The organism is Microbacterium sp. UBA1097 (assembly GCF_002313585.1).
Classification (GTDB): Bacteria; Actinomycetota; Actinomycetes; order Actinomycetales; family Microbacteriaceae; genus Microbacterium.
The window spans coordinates 1-20,518 of sequence record NZ_DCBW01000061.1 but is presented as its reverse complement, the minus strand read 5'-3'; the positions used below and the strand labels follow the sequence as shown (position 1 = coordinate 20,518).

Below are 20,518 nucleotides of genomic sequence, written 5' to 3'. Positions count from 1 at the left end.
GGAGTGCTCATCGGTCCGATTCTACGGGGGCGTCCTGAGCGCGGGCCGGGCGAGCCGAAAGGGATCATGACGACGTTTCAGCCCGAACCCGTCCCGGGGCAGGCCCCACCCCCTGATTCGGTCCACCCTCGGGACTCGAACGCTCACTCGCCGACCTCGGTGGCCCGCCTCGGCGACACGATCCGCGGCTTCGTCGAAACGTGGGGTTCCGTGTGGGTCGAGGGAGAGATCACGTCGTGGAACCTTCGCGGCGGCAACGTTTTCGGGCGGATGAAGGACCTGACAACTGACGCGACGATCTCGATCAGGATCTGGTCGAGCACGCGCCAACGCCTCCCCGCCGACCTCGCCGTCGGCGATCGCGTCGTCGCGTGCGTCAAGGCCGACTACTTCACACGAACCGGCGACTTCAGCTTCGCCGTTTCGGCGATGCGGCACGTGGGGCTCGGCGACCAGTTGGAGCGGCTCGAGCGGCTCCGGGTCCAGCTGCGTGGCGAAGGACTGTTCGACCCCTCGCGCAAGAAGCCGCTCCCCTTCCTCCCGCACCTCATCGGCCTGATCACGGGCGAGAACTCGGATGCCGAGAAGGATGTGCATCGCAACGCCGAACTGCGCTGGCCGCGCGTGCGGTTTCGCACGCGGTACGCGGCGGTGCAGGGGGATCGCTGCGTGCCCGAGACGATCGCGGCGCTGAAGACCCTGGACGCCGACCCCGAGGTGGATGTGATCATCATCGCTCGCGGCGGGGGTGACCCGCAGACGCTGCTGGGGTTCAGTGACGAGCGCCTCGTTCGTGCGGTCGCCGCGGCATCCACCCCCGTGGTCAGCGCGATCGGGCACGAGAACGACCATCCGATCCTCGACGACGTGGCAGATCTTCGAGCATCCACGCCGACGGATGCCGCCAAGCGCGTGGTCCCCGACGTCGCCGAGCAGCGGGCGCTCGTGTCCCAGTTGCGCAGCCGCGCCCGGACCCGGGTGACACAGCGGCTGGCTCATGACATCACGCAGCTCGAGCAGCTGCGCTCACGCCCCGTGTTGCGCAATCCCGAGAACGCCGTGGCGCAGCGAGCGCAGCACATCGAGCTTCTCGTGGCGCGAGGGCGGGACCACGCCGAGCGTGCCGTGGCGGCGCAGGCCCGGAAGACCGCGGAGTTGCGAGCAGCGGTGCGAGCCCTCTCCCCCGCCTCGACTCTTGCCCGCGGCTACGCCATCGCGCACGTCGCGGGTGGGGTCATCGTGCGAGATGCCGAGCAGGCGCCCGCCGGTACCGACGTCACCGTCACAGTGGGGCGTGGCTCGTTCGGGGCCCGTTCTGCAGGCGAGGTCGAGGAGAGCAGCACCCCCGACGTGCCGCTCTAGGATGGAGATCATGACCGCCGCCAACCCGCATGCACCGGGGGATGTCGACGACCTGTCGTTCGAACAGGCTCGCGACGAGCTGGTTCGGGTCGTCGCAGCGCTGGAGCAGGGCGCACCAACCCTCGAGGAGTCGCTGCGACTGTGGGAGCGCGGCGAAGCACTCGCAGCGCGATGTGAGCAATGGCTCGTCGGCGCGAAGGAGCGGCTGGATGCTGCGCGCGCGGCGTCGACGTCGTCCCCGAGCGGAGACGAGTCATGATGGCTCAGCGCGACCGGATCGTCGCCGAGCTCGGGCGTCCCGAAACGCCCGAGGAGACGGCGGCCCGGAAGGCCGAGTCTTCCCGCGTGTATCGGTCGAGCCAGACGTTTCGCAATCTGGTTGCCGCCCTGGTGATCACGCTCGGAATCGTTGCGATCGTCATCTTCGCCGTGCCACGAGGCGAACCACCAGCCTCGGAGCCGATCGACGTCGCCGCCGTCGCCGAGGAGGTCTCACTCACCCTCGACGGCTCGACCGTGATCGTTCCTGTCGTTCCCGAGACCTGGCTCGTGACCTCAGCCGCCGTCGCGGGAGACGACCCGCGCACGTGGACGGTGCTGTATGTCCCGGCTGAGGACGCCGGATTCGTGCGGGTTTCCCAGGGCTTCAGCGCAGACGCAACGTGGCCGACGCGCGAGCTCTCGGGGGCAGATTCGGCGGGAACCATCGTCATCGATGGTGTCGAATGGACCGAGTACGACATCCCCGACCCCGCCCGCGCCGGCAACATTTCGGCTGCTTTGAGTACCACCGCCGGCGACGACACGATCCTCGTCTACGGCGCGACGGATGCCGACACCCTTCGCGTGGTGGCCGAGGGCCTGGCCGACCAGATCATCGCCGCCCGAGAGGGGATCTCATGATGCCGACCGCGACTCCCGCCGAGGTCTGGGGAGACATGCGCGACGGCAATGCACGGTTCGTGTCGGGCGAGCCCTCACACCCTCGGCAGGATGTCGAGCGTCGTCACGAGCTGGCCGGAGGTCAACGCCCCCGTGCCGCGCTCTTCGGCTGTGCCGACTCGCGCCTCGCGGCGGAGATCATCTTCGACCAGGGCCTCGGCGACCTGTTCGTCGTCCGAAACGCTGGACAGGTCATCTCCGACTCTGTTGTGGGCAGCCTCGAATACGCCGTCGCGGTGCTCGAAGTCCCCCTCATCGTCGTGCTCGGACATGACGAATGCGGCGCCGTAGCCGCGGCTATCGAGTCAACGACCGTGGATGCCCCCTCCCTTCCCCCGCACATCTGGCGCCAGATCGCGCCCATCGTCCCGGCGGTCAGACGCGTCATCCGCTCTTCCGACGGCGGACCGGTGGACGCCGAAGAGGTAGGCCGAGAGCACCTGCGCGACACCGTCGCCGAGCTCCTCCACTCCTCCGAACTCATCAGCGATGCCGTCGCCGCCGGAACCCTCGCGATCGTCGGAGCGAACTATCGGCTGTCGGAGGGCACGGCGATCCCCGATGTCATCGTGGGCGCCGCCGAGAACCCCTGATCACTGCGGGCAGCTGCCCGAGCACACCTGAAGCGAAGGAACGAGGACGTGACTGACATCGAGTACCGCATCGAACACGACACGATGGGCGAGGTGCGGGTGCCCAAGAACGCACTGTACGCCGCGCAAACCCAGCGGGCCGTGGAGAACTTCCCGATCTCGGGTGATGCCCTCGACCCCGCGCAGATCGTGGCGCTGGCGCGCATCAAGAAGGCTGCGGCGCTGGCCAACCGGGACCTCGGCACGCTCGACGCCCAGATCGCAGAGGCCATTGCCGCGGCGGCCGACGAGATCATCGGCGGGGCGCACGCCGACCAGTTCCCGATCGATGTGTACCAGACCGGCAGCGGCACCTCGTCGAACATGAACATGAACGAGGTGCTCGCCACCATCGCGACGCACAGCCTCGGCCAGACGGTGCACCCGAACGACCACGTCAACGCGTCCCAGTCCTCGAACGACGTCTTTCCGACGTCGGTGCACGTCGCGGTCACCCAGGAACTGATCGACGACCTCATCCCGGCGCTCGACCACCTGGCGGTAGCGCTCGAAGAGAAGGCTGAGCTCTGGAAGAGCGTCGTGAAGTCCGGCAGGACCCACCTCATGGACGCCACCCCCGTCACCCTCGGCCAGGAGTTCGGCGGCTACGCCCGCCAGATCCGCCTCGGCATCGAGCGTGTTCAGGCTGTCATCCCCCACGTGGCCGAGGTCCCCCTGGGCGGTACCGCCGTCGGGACCGGAATCAACACTCCGCTCGGTTTCCCCCAGAAGGTCCTCGAGATCTTGGTCGCTGAGACCGAGCTGCCGATCACCGAGGCCAAGGACCACTTCGAGGCTCAGGCAAACCGCGATGCGCTCGTTGAGGCATCCGGTGCTTTGCGGACGATCGCGGTCTCTCTCACGAAGATCAACAACGACCTGCGGTGGATGGGGTCGGGCCCCAACACGGGTCTTGCCGAACTACGGATCCCGGACCTTCAGCCGGGCTCGTCGATCATGCCCGGCAAGGTGAACCCCGTTGTTCCCGAGGCGACCCTGATGGTGTGCGCGCGCATCATCGGCAATGACGCGACCATCGCCTGGGCAGGCGCCTCCGGCGCGTTCGAACTGAACGTCGCGATACCGGTCATGGGGACCGCTCTGCTCGAATCGATCCGGCTGCTCTCGAACACGGTTCGAGTCCTTGCAGACAAGACGATCGTGGGACTGGAAGCCAACGTCGAGCGCGCCTCGGCCTTCGCCGGCATGTCGCCGTCGATCGTGACGCCCCTGAACAAGCTGATCGGCTACGAAGCCGCGGCCAAGATCGCCAAGCACGCAGTCGCCGAAGGGATCACGATTCGCGAAGCCGTCGTTGCGCTGGGCTACATCGAGCGCGGTGAGCTGACTCCCCAGCAGCTCGATGAGAAGCTCGACCTGCTGTCAATGACCCACCCGGGCTGAGCTGCCGCGGATGCGCCGGACCGGCGCGCCGGGCGATAATCACCCCATGACACGGTCCCAGCGGCCGCGATCGGCGCGGCGTCGCATCGTCACGGGGGTGGCACTGGCGTGCGCCGTGGCCCTCGCCCTCGTCGGCGGCGTGACATTCACGGCGCAGGCGACTGCGCTCTGGAGTGCCGGCGCGCCGCTGGATCCCCTGCTGATGCCGATGACCGTCTTCGGCGTTGCATCCGTCGTCACCATTGTTCTCGTGGTGCTCGTCGGATGGTTCGTCGCCGGCGCGGCGCTTCGATCGATAGCGGAGGTCCGAGAAGCAGCCGAAAGTATGACGCTCGCGGATCTGAGCCGGCGCCTGCCGTCCGACGGCGGCGAGGGCATCGCCGACCTGTCGCAGAGCGTCAACTCCATGCTCGACCGCCTCGAAGGTTCGGTCGACTCGCAGCGACAGCTGCTGGATGATGTGCGGCACGAACTCAAGACACCGATCACCATCGTGCGCGGACATCTCGAGATCATGGATGCGTCGGATCGGGCCGACGTCGATGCCACCCGGGCGATCGGAATCGCCGAGCTCGACCGACTCACACGACTGGTCGAAGACATCGATCTGCTGGCAGCAGCGGAGACCGACACCTACGCGTCCGACGAGATCGATCTCGCCGCTCTCACTGCTCGGATGGCAGACATGGTGGCTGTCATCCCGGGACACGACTGGCACGTCACCGACCGGGCGACGGGGCGGATGCTCGGCGACGGAGACCGCCTGCTTCAGGCGTGGTTGCAGCTGGCAGACAATGCTTCGAAGTACTCCCCTGACGCGAGTCCGATCGATGTCGGCAGCGCGGTGGACCCTGTCGAGGTCCGCCTCTGGGTGCGTGACCACGGTCCCGGCGTACCGCCGGCGATGCGCCATCGCATCTTCCGCCGATTCGACCGAGCGGGACGACGCCGAAGTGTGGGAGGCTCGGGGTTGGGATTGGCGATCGTCGACGCCATCGCGAAAGGCCATGGTGGCCGATGCGAGGTGACCGATACCCCCGGGGGCGGGGCAACGTTCACCATCCACGTGCCGCACACCAGCGGTGCGTCCTACCCGGCGCCGGTACGCGCCGATGACGTGATCCATCAGGGGGGAAAGCGGTGACGAGGATCCTCATCGCAGAAGACGAGCCGCAGATCTCGGCGTTCGTGGAACGTGGCCTGCGCGCCGCAGGCTATGAGACGGTGATCGTCGACGACGGGCCGCCGGCTCTCGAGCTCCTTCGGGGCGGAACGATCGACCTCGCGCTCCTCGATATCGGTTTGCCGACACTGGACGGGCTCGAGGTGCTTCGTCAGATTCGTCGTGAAGGCCGCACGGTGCCCATCATCATGTTGACTGCCCGCACCAGCACTCGGGATACCGTCGAAGGGCTCGAGTCCGGGGCGAGCGACTACATCCGAAAGCCGTTCACCTTCGAGGAACTCCTCGCGCGCGTGCGCTCACGGCTGCGCGAGGTACCAGCCGACGCGGGGACGACGATCGTCCACGGTGAGGTCTCACTCGATCTGTTGTCACGGCGCGCGCTGGTCGGGGGGCGGGAGGTTGAACTGTCGGCCCGGGAGTTCGCTCTTGCTGAGCAGTTTCTGCGCAGCCCGGGAATGGTGCTCTCCCGCGAACAGCTTCTGAGCCGGGTCTGGGAGATGGACTTCGATCCCGGGTCGAATGTCGTCGACGTGTACGTGCGCTACCTCCGAGGCAAGCTCGGCGCGCATCACATCGCCACCGTACGCGGAGCCGGCTACCGCTGGGAGTGACCAGGGCATGAGAGTGACCAGGGCATGAGAGTGCCCCCGGCGTCTGGGGTGTCGCCGGGGGCAGGGCCGGTTATTGGGGGGTCACCGACCGGAGGGTCTCGCGATCTGGGGGGCTCGCGGAACCCGTTGCACCAATGGTGACAGACGCCGGGTCCCCGATGACCCACCTCTCGATGAGACTCTTCTCATGGTTGCGTGAGGGTTCGCTCACAGCGCGATCCTTCCCGCCTCAGGACAGCTCTCCCGATTCCAGGAGGTCGGTGACCAGGGCCGCGATGGCGGACCGTTCCGACCGCACGAGGGTGACATGCCCGAACAGGGCCTGACCCTTGAGCGTCTCGATCACCGAGGCGACACCGTCGTGGCGACCCACCCGAAGGTTGTCTCGCTGGCCGACATCGTGGGTGAGGACGACTCGGGAGTTCTGGCCGATGCGGCTGAGCACCGTGAGCAGCACGTTGCGCTCGAGCGACTGGGCCTCGTCAACGATCACGAAGGCGTCGTGCAAGGAGCGACCGCGGATGTGCGTCAGGGGAAGGACCTCCAGGAGCCCCCGTTCGACGACCTCGTCGAGGACATTGCCAGAGACGACCGACCCGAGCGTGTCGAACACCGCTTGGCCCCAGGGGTTCATCTTCTCGGTCTGATCGCCGGGCAGGTACCCGAGTTCCTGGCCGCCGACCGCGAACAGGGGACGGAAAACGATGATCTTGCGCTGCTGCTGCCGCTCGAGCACTGCCTCGAGCGCCGCGCACAGGGCAAGAGCCGACTTCCCCGTGCCAGCCCGGCCGCCAAGGGACACGATGCCGACCTCGGGATCGAGAAGAAGGTCGATCGCCACGCGCTGCTCAGCCGAGCGGCCGTGCAGTCCGAACACATCGCGGTCGCCACGCACGAGTCGGTAACCACCGTCGCCGGTGACACGGCCAAGGCCCGAGCCCCGCTCGGAGTGAATGATCAGGCCGGTGTTGACCGGCAGCCCCGTCACCTGTTCGCTGGCGCCGACTTCGCTTTCGTACAGATCGCTGAGCTCGTCCCCGGAGATGTCGATCGTCGCGATGCCGGTCCAGCCGGAGTCGACAGCCTGCTCGGCAAGGTACTCCTCGGCCGAAATGCCGAGCGACGCCGCCTTGACCCGCATCGGCAGGTCCTTGGAGACGACGGTGACCTCCTGACCATCGGATGCCAGGTTCATGGCCACGGCAAGGATGCGGCTGTCGTTGTCTCCCAGTCGCATACCCGAAGGCAACGCGTCAGGGTTGGTGTTGTTCAACTCGACCCGCAGCGTTCCGCCGGCGCCGACCGGGACCGGGAAGTCGAGTCGTCCGTGCTCGACGCGCAACTCATCGAGGTGGCGTAGCGCCTGCCGTGCGAAGTATCCGATCTCTGGATCGTGCCGTTTGCCTTCGAGTTCGGTGATGACCACCACCGGGACCACGACGTTGTGCTCGGCGAATCGGAAGAACGCGCGCGGATCGCTCAGCAGCACTGATGTGTCGAGCACGTAGGTGCGCAGCGTCTGATCCTGCTCGGCATCTTCGATCCGGCCGTCCTGGTGAACCCGGTCCTGTGCCTGTGCTGCCCGTGTGGTCACAACCCACTCCCGCCCCGGGTGGTAATTCCCGGTACCCAGCGAGTCGACCAGGGGTCACGAGTCGCGATCCTGACGGCCGACCCGGTCGGGCGCCTTGCCCGACGAGTTGAACGTACGACGGGGATCGGGCGCCGTAGGCATCGACACGCTGTCGACACCGTTACATCGAGGTAAATTCCTCCGAGCCCTACCAGGCTCGGGCTGCCACGTAGGCCGAGAGCGTGGCGGCCAGCAGCGACAGCGATTCGTCATCGGTACCGGCGTGGGCAGAGACGCGGATCGTGCCGCCCCGGGGGGTGATCGTGACTCCCGCATTAGCGAGGGCAGCCGCGAGCGGCCCCGCGTCCTGCGGTTCCGGAGCCAACGTCACGATCCCCGCGCGGCGCTCGGGCTCTCGCGGGGTGATGACGGGGATGGCGTTCTCATCGGCGATCTCGATCACTCGCGTTGCCCGCGCCTCGACGGCTGCGGCGATCGTCGCCACACCGACCTGGTGAATCTCATGGAGTGCACTGCCCAGGCGAGCAGCCGCGAGCGAATCGGCCTTCGAGACGATGAAAGCGCGCGCATCTCGCGACGGCTCAGGCACCTCATCCACGGGCAGTCCATCGGCAACCCCGGCGTAGCCCGAGAGCACCGGGGTCAGCCGATCGACCGCACGCGGGCTGTAGGTGGCGACGCCGGTGCCGCGTCCGGCGCGCAGCCACTTGTATCCGTTGGCACAGACGACATCCGCCGCACCGTAATCGGCGTCCACGATCCCGAGCCCCTGGATCGCGTCGACGATGAGCAGTCGGTCTCCGATCACGTCGCGGAGGGCGCTGAGGTCGACGCGATAGCCGGTGCGAAAATCCACGAGGCTCACGGCGACCGCCGTGACCTCATCGGTGAGGGCTTCGCGGACGACATCCGGGGTCACGAACCCGTTCCCGGGCTCGAGCCACGCCGCTCGCATCGTGCCGAGCGACGCCTCGGCGCGCGCCGCGGCGATCGTCAACGCCGGGTACTCGGCACGAGAGAGCAGAAGCGTGCCGCTGAGGCCGTAGATCGCCTGCTGCAGGCCGTGACTGGTCGAGGGCTGAATGACGATCTGCTCCGCGGGAACACCCAGCACGGATGCCGCGTGAGAGCGCGACTGGTCGACGTGCTCGTTGACGAGGTCAACGCTCGAGCGGCGGCCCGTTCCGAGGAGCTCGGCATCCGCGTGCACTTCGCTGCGAACAACTGGCGAGAGCGGTCCGAATGCCGCCCAGTCGAGGTAGCCGGGCTCGGAATCGAAGGACTCGATATACGTCGTGATATCACCCGTCACTGTCACATTTTCGCACGCCGGACGAAGGCGTGGGCTGGCGCAGCGGTCCCTCAGCCGCCGAAGCGGCGCTCCCGACTCGCATAATTACGCAGCGCACGAAGGAAGTCCACTTCCCGAAGGTCGGGTCCGAGCGCCTCCATGAAGTAGAACTCGCTGTGTGCGCTCTGCCAGAGCAGGAAGTCGCTGAGCCGTTGCTCTCCGGAGGTTCGGATGACGAGGTCGGGGTCTGCCTGCCCCCCGGTGTACAGGTGTTCACCGATCTGCTCGGGGGTGAGGCTTGCGGCAAGCTCCTCGAGGGACCCGCCGTCCCGATCGTGGGCGGCGATGATGCTGCGGACGGCATCCACGATCTCGGAACGCCCCCCGTAACCGACAGCCAGATTCACGTGAAGGCCGGGGTTGCCCGCTGTCCGATCCTCCGCGGCGCGGAGCACCCTGGTGAGCTCAGGGGGAAGGAGCTCGGCTCGACCCACGTGCTTGACCCGCCAGTCGCGAACCCGCGAGATCTCCTCGGCAAGCTCAGCGATGATCTGAAGCAGGTCGTTCAACTCGGCGGCATCGCGCTTGCGGACATTGTCGGTCGAGAGCAGGTAGAGCGAGACGACCTTCACTCCGAGGTCATCGCACCACTCCAAGAACTCCCGCATCTTCGCGGCTCCCGCTCGATGACCGTGTGCGGCGGTCTCGTAGCCGAGCTGACGCGCCCAACGCCGATTTCCGTCGATCATCATCGCGATGTGATGCGGCATGTTCTCGGGGGTCAGCTCACGGCGAAGCCGAGCGGTGTAGAGCCGATACAGCGGGCCCTTGCCGCGCGCTGTCCCGAGTCCCGATGCCACACGGCCACGTTACTCCTGCCCCCGGCCCGGGTACGGCGAGCTGCCACGCGCCGACGCGTGCCCCCGCGGGAATACTCCGGCTCGTAGGCTCGGAGGGTGAGCTCTGGCGTGAACCATCCCACTGATCGCCCGACCCCCGAGTGGGACGAGTCGGTCGCTGGCGCCGAGATGCCGCGGCTGCCGCTGATCGAAGAGGCTGAGTCGGTCACTCCTGAGGAATTGAAGCCCTCGTGGCGTGGCTGGATCCACGCAGCCACCTTCCCCATCGCGATAGCTGCCGGCATCGTCCTGATCGCCCTGTCCCAGGGAGCGGCCGCGAAATGGTCGGCCGCAGTGTTCATGCTGACGTCGCTGTTGCTGTTCGGGAACTCGGCGCTGTACCACCGGTTCCGGTGGAAGCCGAAGACCCGCGCGGTCCTCAAGCGCATCGATCACGCGAACATTCTGCTTCTGATCGCCGGCACCTATACCCCGATCGCGGTGCTCGCGCTACCGACGAGCCAGTCGATCATTCTGCTTTCGCTGGTCTGGGGTGGGGCGATTCTCGGCATCCTGTTCCGCGTGTTCTGGATCGACGCCCCACGCTGGCTGTACGTGGCGCTCTATCTCGTGCTCGGATGGGCTGCGGTCATGTACATCGTGCCGCTGTTCCAGGCCAACGTCGCGATGATGGTTCTGGTCGCGGTAGGCGGCATCCTTTACACCCTCGGTGCCGTCGTGTACGCGCTCAAGCGTCCTAACCCGTGGCCGAACCACTTCGGGTTCCACGAGATCTTCCACGTGTGCACGGTGCTGGCGTTCCTCTGCCACTGGACGGCGTGCCTGCTCATCGGCCTCAGCCCCGCCTATCACGGCTAGGACTGCCGCAGCGGACCCGCGCAGCTAGGACCGCTCGGATCCGTCGACACTGGGAGATGCGTCGCCGTCGGTCTCGTCGGCTTCGGGCGATCGCTCCGCGTCAGCTTCTGCCTTCTCCTCGGCATCCAGTTCTTCGCGGATGTCGGCACGCACCCGGCCACGACGGATGCGGCGCATCATGTCGGTGATGAGCAGGATGACCACGACCGCCAGCAGTGCGATGACCAGAAAGCCCCACGGCCCCGGAGTGACGAGGTCGGGATTGACCGTCACCGACGGGCTTGGAACCGGGGTCGAGGTCCCCAACAGAATGCGCATCATGTCTCGTTTCGACTGGCCAGCGTCTAGCCTGGAGTTCCAGCCTAACGACTCACGAGACACCCCCGATGACTACCGCACCCCCCGCCGCTGACGACGCGATCCGCGCGAGACTCGACGATCGCTACGGACGACGACGCGGGGGCCCCTCGCGCTGGGTGATCGTCCTCGGTCTCGCGATCGTGGTTGCAGTCATCGGCTGGTTCGGCTGGATGACGGTGGCAACCTCGCTCGAGAGCGTGGATGCCGATACCACCGGGTTCGCTGTGGTCGATGACGGCACCGTAAGCCTGAGCTTCCAGATCACCGCGCCGCTTGAACGCGAAGTCGCGTGCATCCTCGAGGCGCAGGACGAAGAGCATGGAATCGTCGGCTGGCGGGTGCTCGTGATCCCGCCCTCGAGCGAGCACACCCGCGCGTTCGTCGAGACGATCCCGACGACGGCGGCAGCGACGACGGGTTTGATCAACTCGTGCTGGGTGACGTAATCTAGCCAGACCGTAATCAACGACGCCCTGGCGATGCCGGGGCGTCTTGCCATATCGGCGCCGACGAAAGGAGACGCTCGTGTCCAGCGATGCCCCGGTGACCTTCCTGACCCAGGAGGCCTTCGACCGCCTCAACGCGGAGCTCGAGCACCTGTCAACCGTCGGGCGTGAAGAGATCGCCAAGCGCATCGAAGCTGCGCGTGAAGAAGGCGACCTCAAGGAGAACGGCGGCTACCACGCCGCCAAGGACGAGCAGGGCAAGCAGGAGGCTCGCATCCGCACGCTCCAGGCTCTGCTCAAGAATGCCACCGTGGGGGTCGCACCCGAGAGCACGGGCGTCGTGGAGTCCGGCACCGTTGTCACCGCTGTCATCGCCGGTGGAGAAGAGGTTTTCCTCCTCGGTAACCGCGAGATCGGTGCCGGGTCAGAACTCGATGTCTACAGCGAGGCCTCACCGCTCGGCTCTGCCATCCTGGGCCTGAAGGAAGGCGACAAGACCTCCTACACTGCGCCCAACGGACGCGAGATCACCGTGGAAATCGTCAAGGTCGAGACCTACGACGGCCAGTAGGTCGGGGTCACTCGGAGGCGACGTGCACGACGAATCCGGCGTTCTCGAGCGTCGCGATCACGTGAGCCTTGTGCTCTTCGCCTCGGGTCTCGACGCTGAGCTGCAGAATCACCTCACTGATCTGTAGACCTTGCCCATGGCGGGTGTGCAGGACTTCGATGACGTTGGCGCCGGCGAGCGCCAGCAGCTCTGAGACTCGAGCCAGCTGCCCGGGGCGGTCAGGCAGTGGGATGCGCATTGTCATATAGCGACCGGATGCCGACAGTCCGTGAGCGACGACACGCTGCAGCAGCAGGGGATCGATGTTGCCGCCCGACAGCACGCATGCCGTCGGTCCATGGGCTGCGACCTTACCCGCGAGGATGGCGGCGACACCGACAGCACCCGCGGGCTCCACGACCTGCTTCGCGCGTTCGAGCAACACGAGGAGGGCCCGCGCGATGTCGTCCTCCGACACCGTGACAACCTCGTCCACCAACTGGCTGATGATCTCGAAGGGCAGATCTCCCGGCCGCGCGACAGCGATGCCGTCGGCGATCGTCGCTCGGGTGGCAACCTCCATCGGGCGACCCGCCGCAAGCGAGACAGGATAGGCCGCAGAGTTCTCGGCCTGGACACCAATGACGCGCACGGTCCGGCCGACTGCCGCAGCGCGGGCCTTCACCGCAGCGGCAACACCCGACATCAGTCCCCCGCCGCCGATCCCGATGATGACGGTGTCGAGATCGGGCATGTCATCCATCAGCTCGAGACCGAGGGTGCCCTGGCCGGTGATGATGTCGGGGTGATCAAAGGGGTGGATCAGCACCGCGCCCGTACGTTCAGCGAACTCGGCGGCGAGGCGAAGTGGTGTCTCGACGGTCGCTCCCTCGAGGACGACGTCAGCCCCGTAACCGCGGGTCGCCAGGAGCTTCGGGACCGGCACACCGAGGGGCATGAAGATCGTCGCGGAGATGCCGAGCTCGTGAGCCGCCAGCGCGACGCCCTGTGCGTGATTGCCCGCAGAAGCGGCGACGACTCCACGCGCACGCTCCGACTCCGTGAGGCGGGAGAGCCGGTTGGCCGCGCCGCGAATCTTGAACGAGCCGGTCCGCTGCAGGTTCTCGAGTTTGAGAGCGACGGGAACACCGAGCAGGTCGGTCAGATGCAGGGACTCGTCCATCGGGGTGCGGCGGATGACTCCCGACAGAGTCGCTGCAGCATCCTCGATGTCGGCGAGGGTGGGGATACTCACTTGCCGATTCTCCTCGGACGCGGAACTGTCGACCAAATCAGGTCTGGGGCCTCGGGTTTCGCGCCCGTCTCCCACGCTCTATCACCGAGGTAGACCGCGACCACGTTGACGAACGCCGCAAGCGGCACGGCGAAGAGGGCTCCGGGGATGCCGGCGATGAGCGCCCCACCGGCGACCACGAGCACCACCGCGAGGGGGTGCACCTTGACCGCTGATCCCATGAGGAGCGGCTGGAGGACGTGGCCCTCGAGCTGCTGGACGCCGAGCACGACCACCAGCATCCACAGCGCGATCAATGGCCCGTTGTAGACGAGGGCCAGGAAGACGGCGAGCGCGCCGGTGACGACGGCACCGACGATGGGGATGAAGGAACCGAGGAAGACGAGCACCGCGATGGGAATCGCAAGCGGAACCCCGAGCAGGAAGGCCCCAAGGCCGATGCCGACAGCGTCGATCGTTGCCACGAGCAACTGCGTGCGAGCGTAGTTTGCGACAGTGAGCCAGCCTGCGCGGCCGGCCCCGTCGACGGCGGGTCGCGCTGCCCGGGGGAACAGACGCGTCGTCCAGCGCCAGATACCCGCCCCGTCGGCGAGCAGCGTGAGCAGGATGAAGACCGTGAGCAGTGCGCCGGTTGCGACATGCCCGACGGTGGTGCCGATCGCCAGCGCACCCGACCACAGCAGTTCGGCCTGCTGTTGGATGAAGGTCCATGCTTGCGCGAGCAGGTCGTCGATCTGGTCGGCAGTGAGGTGAAGGGGACCGTCGATCAGATATTGACGGAACTGCTGGATCGCCTCGATGGTGCGGGACTGGACCGACGACCACTGCTGTGTGATCTGCCAGATGGCAAGCCACAGCAAGCCGGTGACGATCGCTGCAGTGCCGAGGACCGCGATGGCGATCGCGAGCCACCTCGGGAAACGCAGGCGAAGCATCCCGGTAAACGCCGGCCATACCAGTGCCGTGAGCAGAATCGCGATCAGCAGCGGGATGACCAGCAGCTTGAGCTGGATCACGAGCCAGATTCCGACCCCGACCGCTGCCGCGATCACCAGGAACCGCCACGCGTACGCGGCGGCCAGATGCAGCCCGGGCGGAATGCCGCGCGTCGCCTGAACCGACACGATCCGTCGCCTGTCCCGGATCGCGTCGAAGAACGACCCCGTGGGCTTGTCGTCGGACGTGCTCATCCGTTCAGTCTAGAACTGGCACATGCCGCCAGCCGGATGCGCTGGCGCTAGCGTGGTGGTGTGAAACGTGGCGCCCTTATCGCTGTTGTCGCAGCGGGAGCGGCGCTTCTCGTGCTCGCCGGGGTGGTGCTGTGGCTGGTGTTGCGCCCCTCCGGACCGCAGTCAGCAGCGGAGGACTACCTCGCTGCGCTCAGCCGCGGCGATGCCGCATCGGCGCTCGGGCTCGTGGTCACGGACGGGCTCGATGTGTCCTCCGCCGAGGACGCGTTCGCCGGCGTTTCGGGGACGATCTCGGAAGCCAGGGTGACCGCCATGAACGAGGACGGTGACACGGCGACCGCTGAGATCGCGTACACGCTGGATGCGGCATCCGCCTCGGGTGAGATCACGCTCGTCCGCACCGACGCGGGATGGAAGGTGACCCAGAGCGGGCTCGGCACCCTCACGATCGCTTCGGCGCACGGCGATGCTGCAGCGATCGGCACCGCGATCGTCGAGGTGGGCGCTCCGTTCCTTCTCCTTCCCGGGCTCTACGACGTGCTTCCCGCGCCGGTCGGCATCCTGACGGGGACTGCGACGGCGGGGGTTACCCCTGGCGGAGCTGCAACAGCCGACCTGCAGCCCGAACTGTCAGACACCGCGCTGGAGACCGCATCTGCGCAGGTGCAGGCCTACATCGACGCGTGCACGGCACCGACGGATGCTGTGCCGGAGGGTTGCGGCATCCGCGTCCCCTGGGCCGCAGATCTCGCGACACTGACCTCACTGGCGTTCCGCGTCGAAACGGCGCCGACCCTCGCCTTCGCCGAGGATCTGTCGAGCTTTGCCGCTACCGGCGGGGTCCTCGTTGCGACGGCAACCGGCACGGCTCGCGACGGCTCAGCGGGGACGTTCACCTACCGCACCGACGATTGGTCGCTGCGCGGCGGCATGGACTTCACCGGTAACCAGTTGGTGCTGTCGGTCGACTGAACACCTCCAGCTGGCGAACCGGAAAGGTCAGAACTGGCCGCCCATCGTGTGCAGCCGTTCGATGCGCGCGGGAATCGGGGGGTGCGTGGCGAACAGGCGCGACATGCCCTTGGCGCTGAGCGGATTCGCGAACCACAGGTGGGCCATCGACGTGTTCTCGCGGCGGAGGGGTTGCGCGTGTGTCTCGAGCTTCGCGAGCGCGGAGGCGAGGCCGTCGGGGTCACGGGTCGTGAGCGCGCCGGTGGCGTCGGCAAGGTACTCGCGCTGACGCGAGATCGCCGCCTGCACGGCGCCTGCCAACAGCGGTGCGACGATCGCTGCCACGATCCCGAAGATGAGGAAAAGTAGCTGCGCCTGGCCGTTATTGCCTCCCGAACGGCGCAGACCACCGAAGAACGCCATCCGCATCAGGATGTCTGCCAGCAGCCCCACCGCCACGACGAGGCCGAACACGATGAGCGAGACCCGGATGTCGTAGTTGCGAATGTGGCCGAGCTCATGTGACAGAACGCCCTCGAGCTCGCGGTCGGTCATGATCTCGAACAGGCCCGTCGTCACGGTGATCGCCGCTTCCTCGGGCTTGCGGCCGGTGGCGAAGGCATTCGGCGCGGCATCCTCGACGACATACAGTCGCGGCATCGGGGTGCCGGTCGTGATGCACAGATTCTCGACGAGCCGGTAATAGCGCGGTGCCTCCTCGCGGGACACCTGGATGGCCCCGGCCATCGCGAGGGCCTCGCGGTCTGCCGCGAAGTACTGCACGGTGGCGTAGCCGACGGCGAAGATCAGCACGAAAGCGGTGACCCACCAGTTGTTGCCCATGAGCCATCCGGCCAGCAGCCCGATTGCCCCCAGGCCCAGGACGAACAGGACGAGGATGAACCAGGTATTGCGCTTATTCCGCGCGATGGCGCTGTACATGCGACCTCAGGGGGTCGATCAGAACTGGATGCGCGGCGGTTCGGAGATCGCTGCCCCGTCCACGACCTCGAAGAACTCGCGCTCGCTGAAGCCGAGATTCTTGGCGAAAAGGTTGTTCGGGAAGACCTTGATCTTCGTGTTCAACTCGCGAACGCCACCGTTGTAGAAGCGGCGGGATGCCTGGATCTTGTCTTCGGTGTCGACCAGAGCCTGCTGCAACTGCAGGAAGTTCGTGCTGGCCTGCAGCTGCGGGTAGGCCTCGGCGACGGCGAACAGCGACTTCAGCGCTTGCTGCACGTGCCCCTCGGCGACTCCCGCCTCCGCCGGGCCGGATGCCGACAGCGTCTCGGCGCGCGCCTGGGTGACGTTCTCGAAAACCGCGCGTTCGTGGGCCGCATAGCCCTTGACGGTTTCGATCAGCCCCGGGATCAGGTCTGCTCGTCGTTTGAGCTGGACGGTGATGTCGCTCCATGCCTCGTCGACGCGCACATTGAGCTGCACGAGCGAGTTGTATGTCGCCCAGAAATAGATACCGACAATGACGATGAGCGCCACGACGATCAGAACCGGGATCAGCCACTCCCACATGGCCCCCATCCTAGGGGACTCGCCTGCTCACTGACTGTGAGTGCGTCGGGTACCGCCGCAGCTGGATCAGGCCCCGAGAACCCGCTCCAGGTAGGTGTTCTGGAATGCCCGGCGCGGGTCGAGCCTGTCGCGCAGCGAGAGGAAGTCGTCGAACCGGGGGTAGCGCTCACGCAGCTGATCGGCATCCAACGTGTGCATCTTTCCCCAGTGGGGTCTTCCGCCGTGCGCGAGCATGATCTGCTCGACGGCGGTGAAGTACTCAGTCGGGTCTTCGCGCCAGTACCTGTGGACGGCGATGTAGCCCGAGCCGCGATCATGCGCTGTCGAGAGCCACCGATCGTCGCCGGCGGCGAATCGGACCTCCACCGGGAAGGAGATCCGCCATCCACGAGCGCGGATGAGCGCACGCATTTCGTCGAACGCGGGGCGCACGGCGGCGGCCGGGAGCGCGTACTCCATCTCGCGGAAACGCACGGTGCGGCTCTGGGTGAAGACGCGGTTGGACCGGTCGGTGTAGTCGCGGTTGCCGGTGAGCTTGACCGCGAGCCGAGAGAACGGGGGCACGACAGCCGGAACGCGGGCACCGACACCGCACACCGCTCGGTAGACACCGTTCGCGAGGAGTGTCTCGTCGACCCACTTCCCCACCGGCGGCAAGGGCTTGCGGACGGCGGATTCGGGCAGACGAGTATTGGATTTGGTCAGCGCGACATCCGTGTGCGGGAACCAGTAGTACTCGAAATGGTCGGTGCTCGCGACCCGGTCATCGAGGGAGTCAAGAACGTCGAGGAGCGGCTCCGGGCGCTCAGTAGCTTCGAGCACGAAAGCTGGAACGCACTGGACGGTGACATCGACCAGGATGCCGAGGGCGCCGAGTCCGAGGGCGACGGCGGGAAGGAGGTCGGCGTTCTCGGTGTCGCTCACGCGCAGGATGTCGCCGGTCCCCGTGACGAGTGTGGCACCGACGATCTGGGTGGAGATCCCGCCGAAGGCAGCACCGGTCCCGTGCGTCCCGGTCGAGATGGCTCCCGCGATCGTCTGCCGGTCGATGTCTCCGAGGTTCTGCATCGCCAGGCCGTAGCGCGCGAGGATCCCCGGGATCTGGTGCAGCCTCGTTCCGGCGCGCAGCGTCACGCGGCGCCGTTCGTGATCGATCGACACGAGCCCGGAGAGGTCGGTGAGATCGAGCAGCACGTCGGGTGCGACGGCGATACCGGTGAAGCTGTGCCCGGCACCCACCGCCTTGATGCGCCGGCCTCGGGCTAGGGCTGCCTGCACCGACCGCTGCACGGCATCCGCGGATGCCGGAAACTCGACGCTCTGCGGCCGCACCCGCGCCGAGCGTCCCCAGTTCTGCCACATGCCGCCGGGTCGTGTCACAGGAATGCCTTCCCTTCGCCGCGATACGTCGGAGCCTCGCCGACAACCCTGTCATCATCCACGAGAAGATAGCGCTCGACTCGTTCGGCGAGCTCCCCACTCTTGGCATGCCGGAACCACACCCGGTCTCCGACGCGCAGGCTTCGAGCAGCTTCACCCTGCAGCGGGGTCTGCACCTCGCCTGCTCCTTCACGGGGCAGTGTGCGAAGGCCTGGGGGCCATACCGGCTTCGGTTGGCGCGACGCGACGGGCGGGCCTGATGCGATCCATCCGCCGCCGAGCACCGTCGCGATGTCGGGAGTGGGCTTGCGGACCACTTCGAGCGAGAAAGCCGCAGCGGGTTGGGGCGTGAAGATGCGGTATCCGTCGAACAGGTGACCGGCGAACAGGCCGCTTCCCGCTGTCACCTCCGTGACCGCCTGATCGGATGCCGTGAACTCGAGCGAGCCCGTTCCGCCACCGTTGACGAACTCGAGGGGCGCGATGGAGCGCAAGGCCGCCACGATCGCTTCGCGCCGGGCCAGAAGCTCTGCGGAGGAGCGCTGCTGCATCCATCGGATGAGGCCGTCACCGGAGCCGGTGGCATCTCCCTGGCCCGCGATCTGCGCCTCGTACATCATGAGTCCGACGAGTCGGAAGCCATCGCGTCTGGTGATGGCTCTCGCGAGGCTCGCCACCTCCCCCGGCTCGTGCACGGGTGAGCGGCGCACGCCGATGTGGCCGAGCGCGGGGGCGCGCCAGGATGCGTCAGCGTCGATCGCGACGCGGATGGTGGGCCGCGCGCGGGGCGGTACGACGGCGTCAACAACGTCGAGCTGGGCAAGGTCATCGACCATGAGGGTGACGCGTGCGCAGGCCTGCTCGTTCTCGGCGAGGGCGGCGATCGCTGCGCGGTCAACGGTCGGATATCCGAGAACGACGTCGTCATGAGTTTCGGCGAGCCAGAGTGCTTCGGGCAGCGTGAAGGCCAGGATGCCGGCGTAGCCCGGGAGCGCGAGGGTCGCGTCGATCGCTTCTCGCACCCGGACGGATTTGCTCGCGACCCGGATGGGGACGCCCGCAGCGCGCACCGCCATGTCGAGTGCGTTGCGCCGGAGCGCCCCGAGGTGCAGGGTCGCCACGGGGCCGGAAACGTCGGCTATGGCATCCGTTTGCCTGCGCCAATAGGCGGCGGCGTCGTGAGCCGGCTGTTTCGCATCCGCCATGGCCTGAGCAAGCGACACCATGACGGCACTCTACCCGGGCAGGCGGGGCGCTTCCGGTCGCGACAGGCTCGCGCGCATCCACTCTGGTAGAGCGCAGGTGAGCGGGTTAGGGTGCCGCCATGACAAGACGGGAGAGCCCGACGTTTCGCGTCAGTGTCGCTGCAATCGTTGGGACGATCGCGGTGTTTCTCTATGCGGCATTGGCGGCGGTGCAGATCCTGGTGCTGAACCCTCTCGCGTTCGCGCCGGGGAAGACTCTCAGTCAGATTCACACCGATCTCGCCCAGGCAGGTGAGGCCATCGGCACACCATTAGTCCTGGCGATCCTGGGTCTCGGGCCGGCGCTGGCCGTGCTGCTCATGCTTCTGCTCTCGCGGCAGCCGACCATCGGTGCCCGCGCTATCGGGATCGGTTATGCCTCACTTCTTGCGTTCGGCGCGCCTGCATACTTCATCGCGTCATTCGGCCCCGGTATGGCGTTGGCAGATACCTACCTCACCTCTGGCGCCGATCATTCGGGCTGGAGCTTTGTGCTGTACGGCGTGAGTGCGGGTGCGATCGTTGTCGCCGCTGTTCTGGCCCTGGTGCCTCAGCGCGGCGCCGGGCGACAACCGCTGAAACAACCGACGCTCGCGGAGTGACCGACGCATCTAGCGGCCACGCCCCGATCGGTCCAGCTGCAGCCATGCGGTTACGGCGGTGCCTGGATTTCGTTCGCGCCGATCCTGATCGTCGGCTCCCGGCGCGTTCAGGCTGCGTTGGGGTAGAAGGCGCGCTCAGGCCGCGTTGGGGTAGAAGGTCGGGAGGTGTCGTTCGGGCTTGACGATGTAGCGGCGCCCGTGTGGGGATACCCATTCCAGGGACCCGTCACCAAGATGCGTGATGACCCACCCGCCGTGATGCTTCACGGT

Annotated in this window: 22 protein-coding genes; 12 read left to right on the top strand and 10 right to left on the bottom strand. The window is 67.0% G+C overall.

Annotated elements, in window-relative coordinates:
• Positions 1-66 precede the first annotated feature (66 nt).
• Genes xseA through B4F19_RS14810 form a run of 7 tightly spaced genes read left to right on the top strand, consistent with a single transcriptional unit; the run spans position 67 to position 6,137 of the window.
• Positions 67-1,362: an exodeoxyribonuclease VII large subunit gene (gene xseA, locus B4F19_RS14840; protein ID WP_292735961.1), complete on the top strand. Its 1,296-nt coding sequence runs from the start codon at positions 67-69 to the stop codon at positions 1,360-1,362.
• Positions 1,363-1,372: 10 nt separating this feature from the next.
• A complete protein-coding gene (locus B4F19_RS14835) occupies positions 1,373-1,621 on the top strand; it encodes an exodeoxyribonuclease VII small subunit (protein ID WP_228177049.1) in 249 nt (82 codons plus the stop codon).
• On the top strand, positions 1,618-2,265 hold the full coding sequence (locus tag B4F19_RS14830) for a DUF4245 family protein (RefSeq protein ID WP_292725823.1): 648 nt from the start codon (positions 1,618-1,620) through the stop codon (positions 2,263-2,265). The genes B4F19_RS14835 and B4F19_RS14830 overlap by 4 nt, the downstream gene beginning before the upstream one ends.
• Positions 2,262-2,897 carry a carbonic anhydrase gene (locus B4F19_RS14825; RefSeq protein ID WP_375236631.1) on the top strand — a complete coding sequence of 212 codons (636 nt, stop codon included), beginning with the start codon at positions 2,262-2,264 and terminating at the stop codon, positions 2,895-2,897. Before B4F19_RS14830 ends, B4F19_RS14825 begins: the two co-directional genes overlap by 4 nt.
• A 48-nt stretch (positions 2,898-2,945) precedes the next feature.
• A complete protein-coding gene (locus tag B4F19_RS14820; protein ID WP_228177047.1) occupies positions 2,946-4,340 on the top strand; it encodes a class II fumarate hydratase in 1,395 nt (464 codons plus the stop codon).
• Positions 4,341-4,386: 46 nt separating this feature from the next.
• Entirely contained in the window at positions 4,387-5,484 is a 1,098-nt protein-coding gene (locus B4F19_RS14815; protein ID WP_292735957.1) for a sensor histidine kinase, read from the top strand.
• Positions 5,481-6,137, top strand: a complete 657-nt coding sequence (locus B4F19_RS14810; RefSeq protein WP_292725818.1) for a response regulator transcription factor — start codon at positions 5,481-5,483, stop codon at positions 6,135-6,137. The genes B4F19_RS14815 and B4F19_RS14810 overlap by 4 nt, the downstream gene beginning before the upstream one ends.
• 229 nt (positions 6,138-6,366) lie before the next feature.
• Here B4F19_RS14810 and B4F19_RS14805 read toward each other — a convergent pair whose 3' ends face one another.
• From B4F19_RS14805 to B4F19_RS14795, 3 genes are all read right to left on the bottom strand, one after another.
• Positions 6,367-7,731 carry a PhoH family protein gene (locus B4F19_RS14805; protein ID WP_375236630.1) on the bottom strand — a complete coding sequence of 455 codons (1,365 nt, stop codon included), beginning with the start codon at positions 7,729-7,731 and terminating at the stop codon, positions 6,367-6,369.
• 187 nt (positions 7,732-7,918) lie between these two features.
• Positions 7,919-9,043 carry an aminotransferase class V-fold PLP-dependent enzyme gene (locus B4F19_RS14800; RefSeq protein ID WP_292735955.1) on the bottom strand — a complete coding sequence of 375 codons (1,125 nt, stop codon included), beginning with the start codon at positions 9,041-9,043 and terminating at the stop codon, positions 7,919-7,921.
• 50 nt (positions 9,044-9,093) lie between these two features.
• A complete protein-coding gene (locus B4F19_RS14795) occupies positions 9,094-9,882 on the bottom strand; it encodes an isoprenyl transferase (protein ID WP_228177043.1) in 789 nt (262 codons plus the stop codon).
• A 168-nt stretch (positions 9,883-10,050) separates the two neighbouring features.
• Between B4F19_RS14795 and trhA the strand changes: the two genes are divergently transcribed.
• Entirely contained in the window at positions 10,051-10,740 is a 690-nt protein-coding gene (gene trhA / locus B4F19_RS14790) for a PAQR family membrane homeostasis protein TrhA (RefSeq protein ID WP_228177181.1), read from the top strand.
• A 24-nt stretch (positions 10,741-10,764) separates the two neighbouring features.
• On the opposite strand, the gene B4F19_RS14785 is transcribed toward trhA, so the two are convergent.
• Entirely contained in the window at positions 10,765-11,061 is a 297-nt protein-coding gene (locus B4F19_RS14785; protein WP_292725814.1) for a hypothetical protein, read from the bottom strand.
• A gap of 65 nt (positions 11,062-11,126) precedes the next feature.
• On the opposite strand from B4F19_RS14785, the gene B4F19_RS14780 reads away from it, so the two are divergent.
• Both B4F19_RS14780 and greA read left to right on the top strand, forming a co-directional pair.
• Positions 11,127-11,546: a DUF4307 domain-containing protein gene (locus tag B4F19_RS14780; RefSeq protein WP_228177041.1), complete on the top strand. Its 420-nt coding sequence runs from the start codon at positions 11,127-11,129 to the stop codon at positions 11,544-11,546.
• A 79-nt stretch (positions 11,547-11,625) separates the two neighbouring features.
• On the top strand, positions 11,626-12,117 hold the full coding sequence (gene greA, locus B4F19_RS14775) for a transcription elongation factor GreA (RefSeq protein WP_228177040.1): 492 nt from the start codon (positions 11,626-11,628) through the stop codon (positions 12,115-12,117).
• A 7-nt stretch (positions 12,118-12,124) separates the two neighbouring features.
• On the opposite strand, the gene ilvA is transcribed toward greA, so the two are convergent.
• Entirely contained in the window at positions 12,125-13,351 is a 1,227-nt protein-coding gene (gene ilvA, locus B4F19_RS14770) for a threonine ammonia-lyase (protein WP_292725811.1), read from the bottom strand.
• Positions 13,348-14,541, bottom strand: coding sequence for an AI-2E family transporter (locus B4F19_RS14765; RefSeq protein WP_292725809.1), 1,194 nt, complete (start codon positions 14,539-14,541; stop codon positions 13,348-13,350). The genes ilvA and B4F19_RS14765 overlap by 4 nt, the downstream gene beginning before the upstream one ends.
• Positions 14,542-14,601: 60 nt before the next feature.
• Here B4F19_RS14765 and B4F19_RS14760 point away from each other — a divergent pair, with 60 nt between their 5' ends.
• Entirely contained in the window at positions 14,602-15,513 is a 912-nt protein-coding gene (locus tag B4F19_RS14760; RefSeq protein ID WP_292725807.1) for a hypothetical protein, read from the top strand.
• Positions 15,514-15,540: 27 nt separating this feature from the next.
• Here B4F19_RS14760 and B4F19_RS14755 read toward each other — a convergent pair whose 3' ends face one another.
• From B4F19_RS14755 to B4F19_RS14740, 4 genes are all read right to left on the bottom strand, one after another.
• A complete protein-coding gene (locus tag B4F19_RS14755) occupies positions 15,541-16,434 on the bottom strand; it encodes a M48 family metalloprotease (RefSeq protein ID WP_228177036.1) in 894 nt (297 codons plus the stop codon).
• A gap of 18 nt (positions 16,435-16,452) precedes the next feature.
• A complete protein-coding gene (locus B4F19_RS14750; RefSeq protein ID WP_228177035.1) occupies positions 16,453-17,022 on the bottom strand; it encodes a LemA family protein in 570 nt (189 codons plus the stop codon).
• A gap of 66 nt (positions 17,023-17,088) precedes the next feature.
• A complete protein-coding gene (locus tag B4F19_RS14745) occupies positions 17,089-18,402 on the bottom strand; it encodes a D-arabinono-1,4-lactone oxidase (RefSeq protein ID WP_292725805.1) in 1,314 nt (437 codons plus the stop codon).
• Positions 18,399-19,628 carry an alanine racemase gene (locus B4F19_RS14740; RefSeq protein WP_292725803.1) on the bottom strand — a complete coding sequence of 410 codons (1,230 nt, stop codon included), beginning with the start codon at positions 19,626-19,628 and terminating at the stop codon, positions 18,399-18,401. Before B4F19_RS14740 ends, B4F19_RS14745 begins: the two co-directional genes overlap by 4 nt.
• A 98-nt stretch (positions 19,629-19,726) precedes the next feature.
• On the opposite strand from B4F19_RS14740, the gene B4F19_RS14735 reads away from it, so the two are divergent.
• Positions 19,727-20,248 (top strand): hypothetical protein, encoded by a 522-nt coding sequence (locus tag B4F19_RS14735; protein ID WP_292725782.1) that lies wholly within the window; start codon positions 19,727-19,729, stop codon positions 20,246-20,248.
• Positions 20,249-20,518 lie beyond the last annotated feature (270 nt).

Coding starts and splice junctions, on each gene's coding strand:
- B4F19_RS14750 (WP_228177035.1), bottom strand. CDS start 17,022: ATGTGGGAGTGGCTGATCCCGGTTCTGATCGTCGTGGCGCTCATCGTC.
- B4F19_RS14755 (WP_228177036.1), bottom strand. CDS start 16,434: ATGTACAGCGCCATCGCGCGGAATAAGCGCAATACCTGGTTCATCCTC.
- B4F19_RS14765 (WP_292725809.1), bottom strand. CDS start 14,541: ATGAGCACGTCCGACGACAAGCCCACGGGGTCGTTCTTCGACGCGATC.
- B4F19_RS14835 (WP_228177049.1), top strand. CDS start 1,373: ATGACCGCCGCCAACCCGCATGCACCGGGGGATGTCGACGACCTGTCG.
- B4F19_RS14815 (WP_292735957.1), top strand. CDS start 4,387: ATGACACGGTCCCAGCGGCCGCGATCGGCGCGGCGTCGCATCGTCACG.
- trhA (WP_228177181.1), top strand. CDS start 10,051: ATGCCGCGGCTGCCGCTGATCGAAGAGGCTGAGTCGGTCACTCCTGAG.
- B4F19_RS14780 (WP_228177041.1), top strand. CDS start 11,127: ATGACTACCGCACCCCCCGCCGCTGACGACGCGATCCGCGCGAGACTC.
- B4F19_RS14785 (WP_292725814.1), bottom strand. CDS start 11,061: ATGATGCGCATTCTGTTGGGGACCTCGACCCCGGTTCCAAGCCCGTCG.
- xseA (WP_292735961.1), top strand. CDS start 67: ATGACGACGTTTCAGCCCGAACCCGTCCCGGGGCAGGCCCCACCCCCT.
- B4F19_RS14740 (WP_292725803.1), bottom strand. CDS start 19,628: ATGGTGTCGCTTGCTCAGGCCATGGCGGATGCGAAACAGCCGGCTCAC.
- B4F19_RS14825 (WP_375236631.1), top strand. CDS start 2,262: ATGATGCCGACCGCGACTCCCGCCGAGGTCTGGGGAGACATGCGCGAC.
- B4F19_RS14735 (WP_292725782.1), top strand. CDS start 19,727: ATGACAAGACGGGAGAGCCCGACGTTTCGCGTCAGTGTCGCTGCAATC.
- B4F19_RS14830 (WP_292725823.1), top strand. CDS start 1,618: ATGATGGCTCAGCGCGACCGGATCGTCGCCGAGCTCGGGCGTCCCGAA.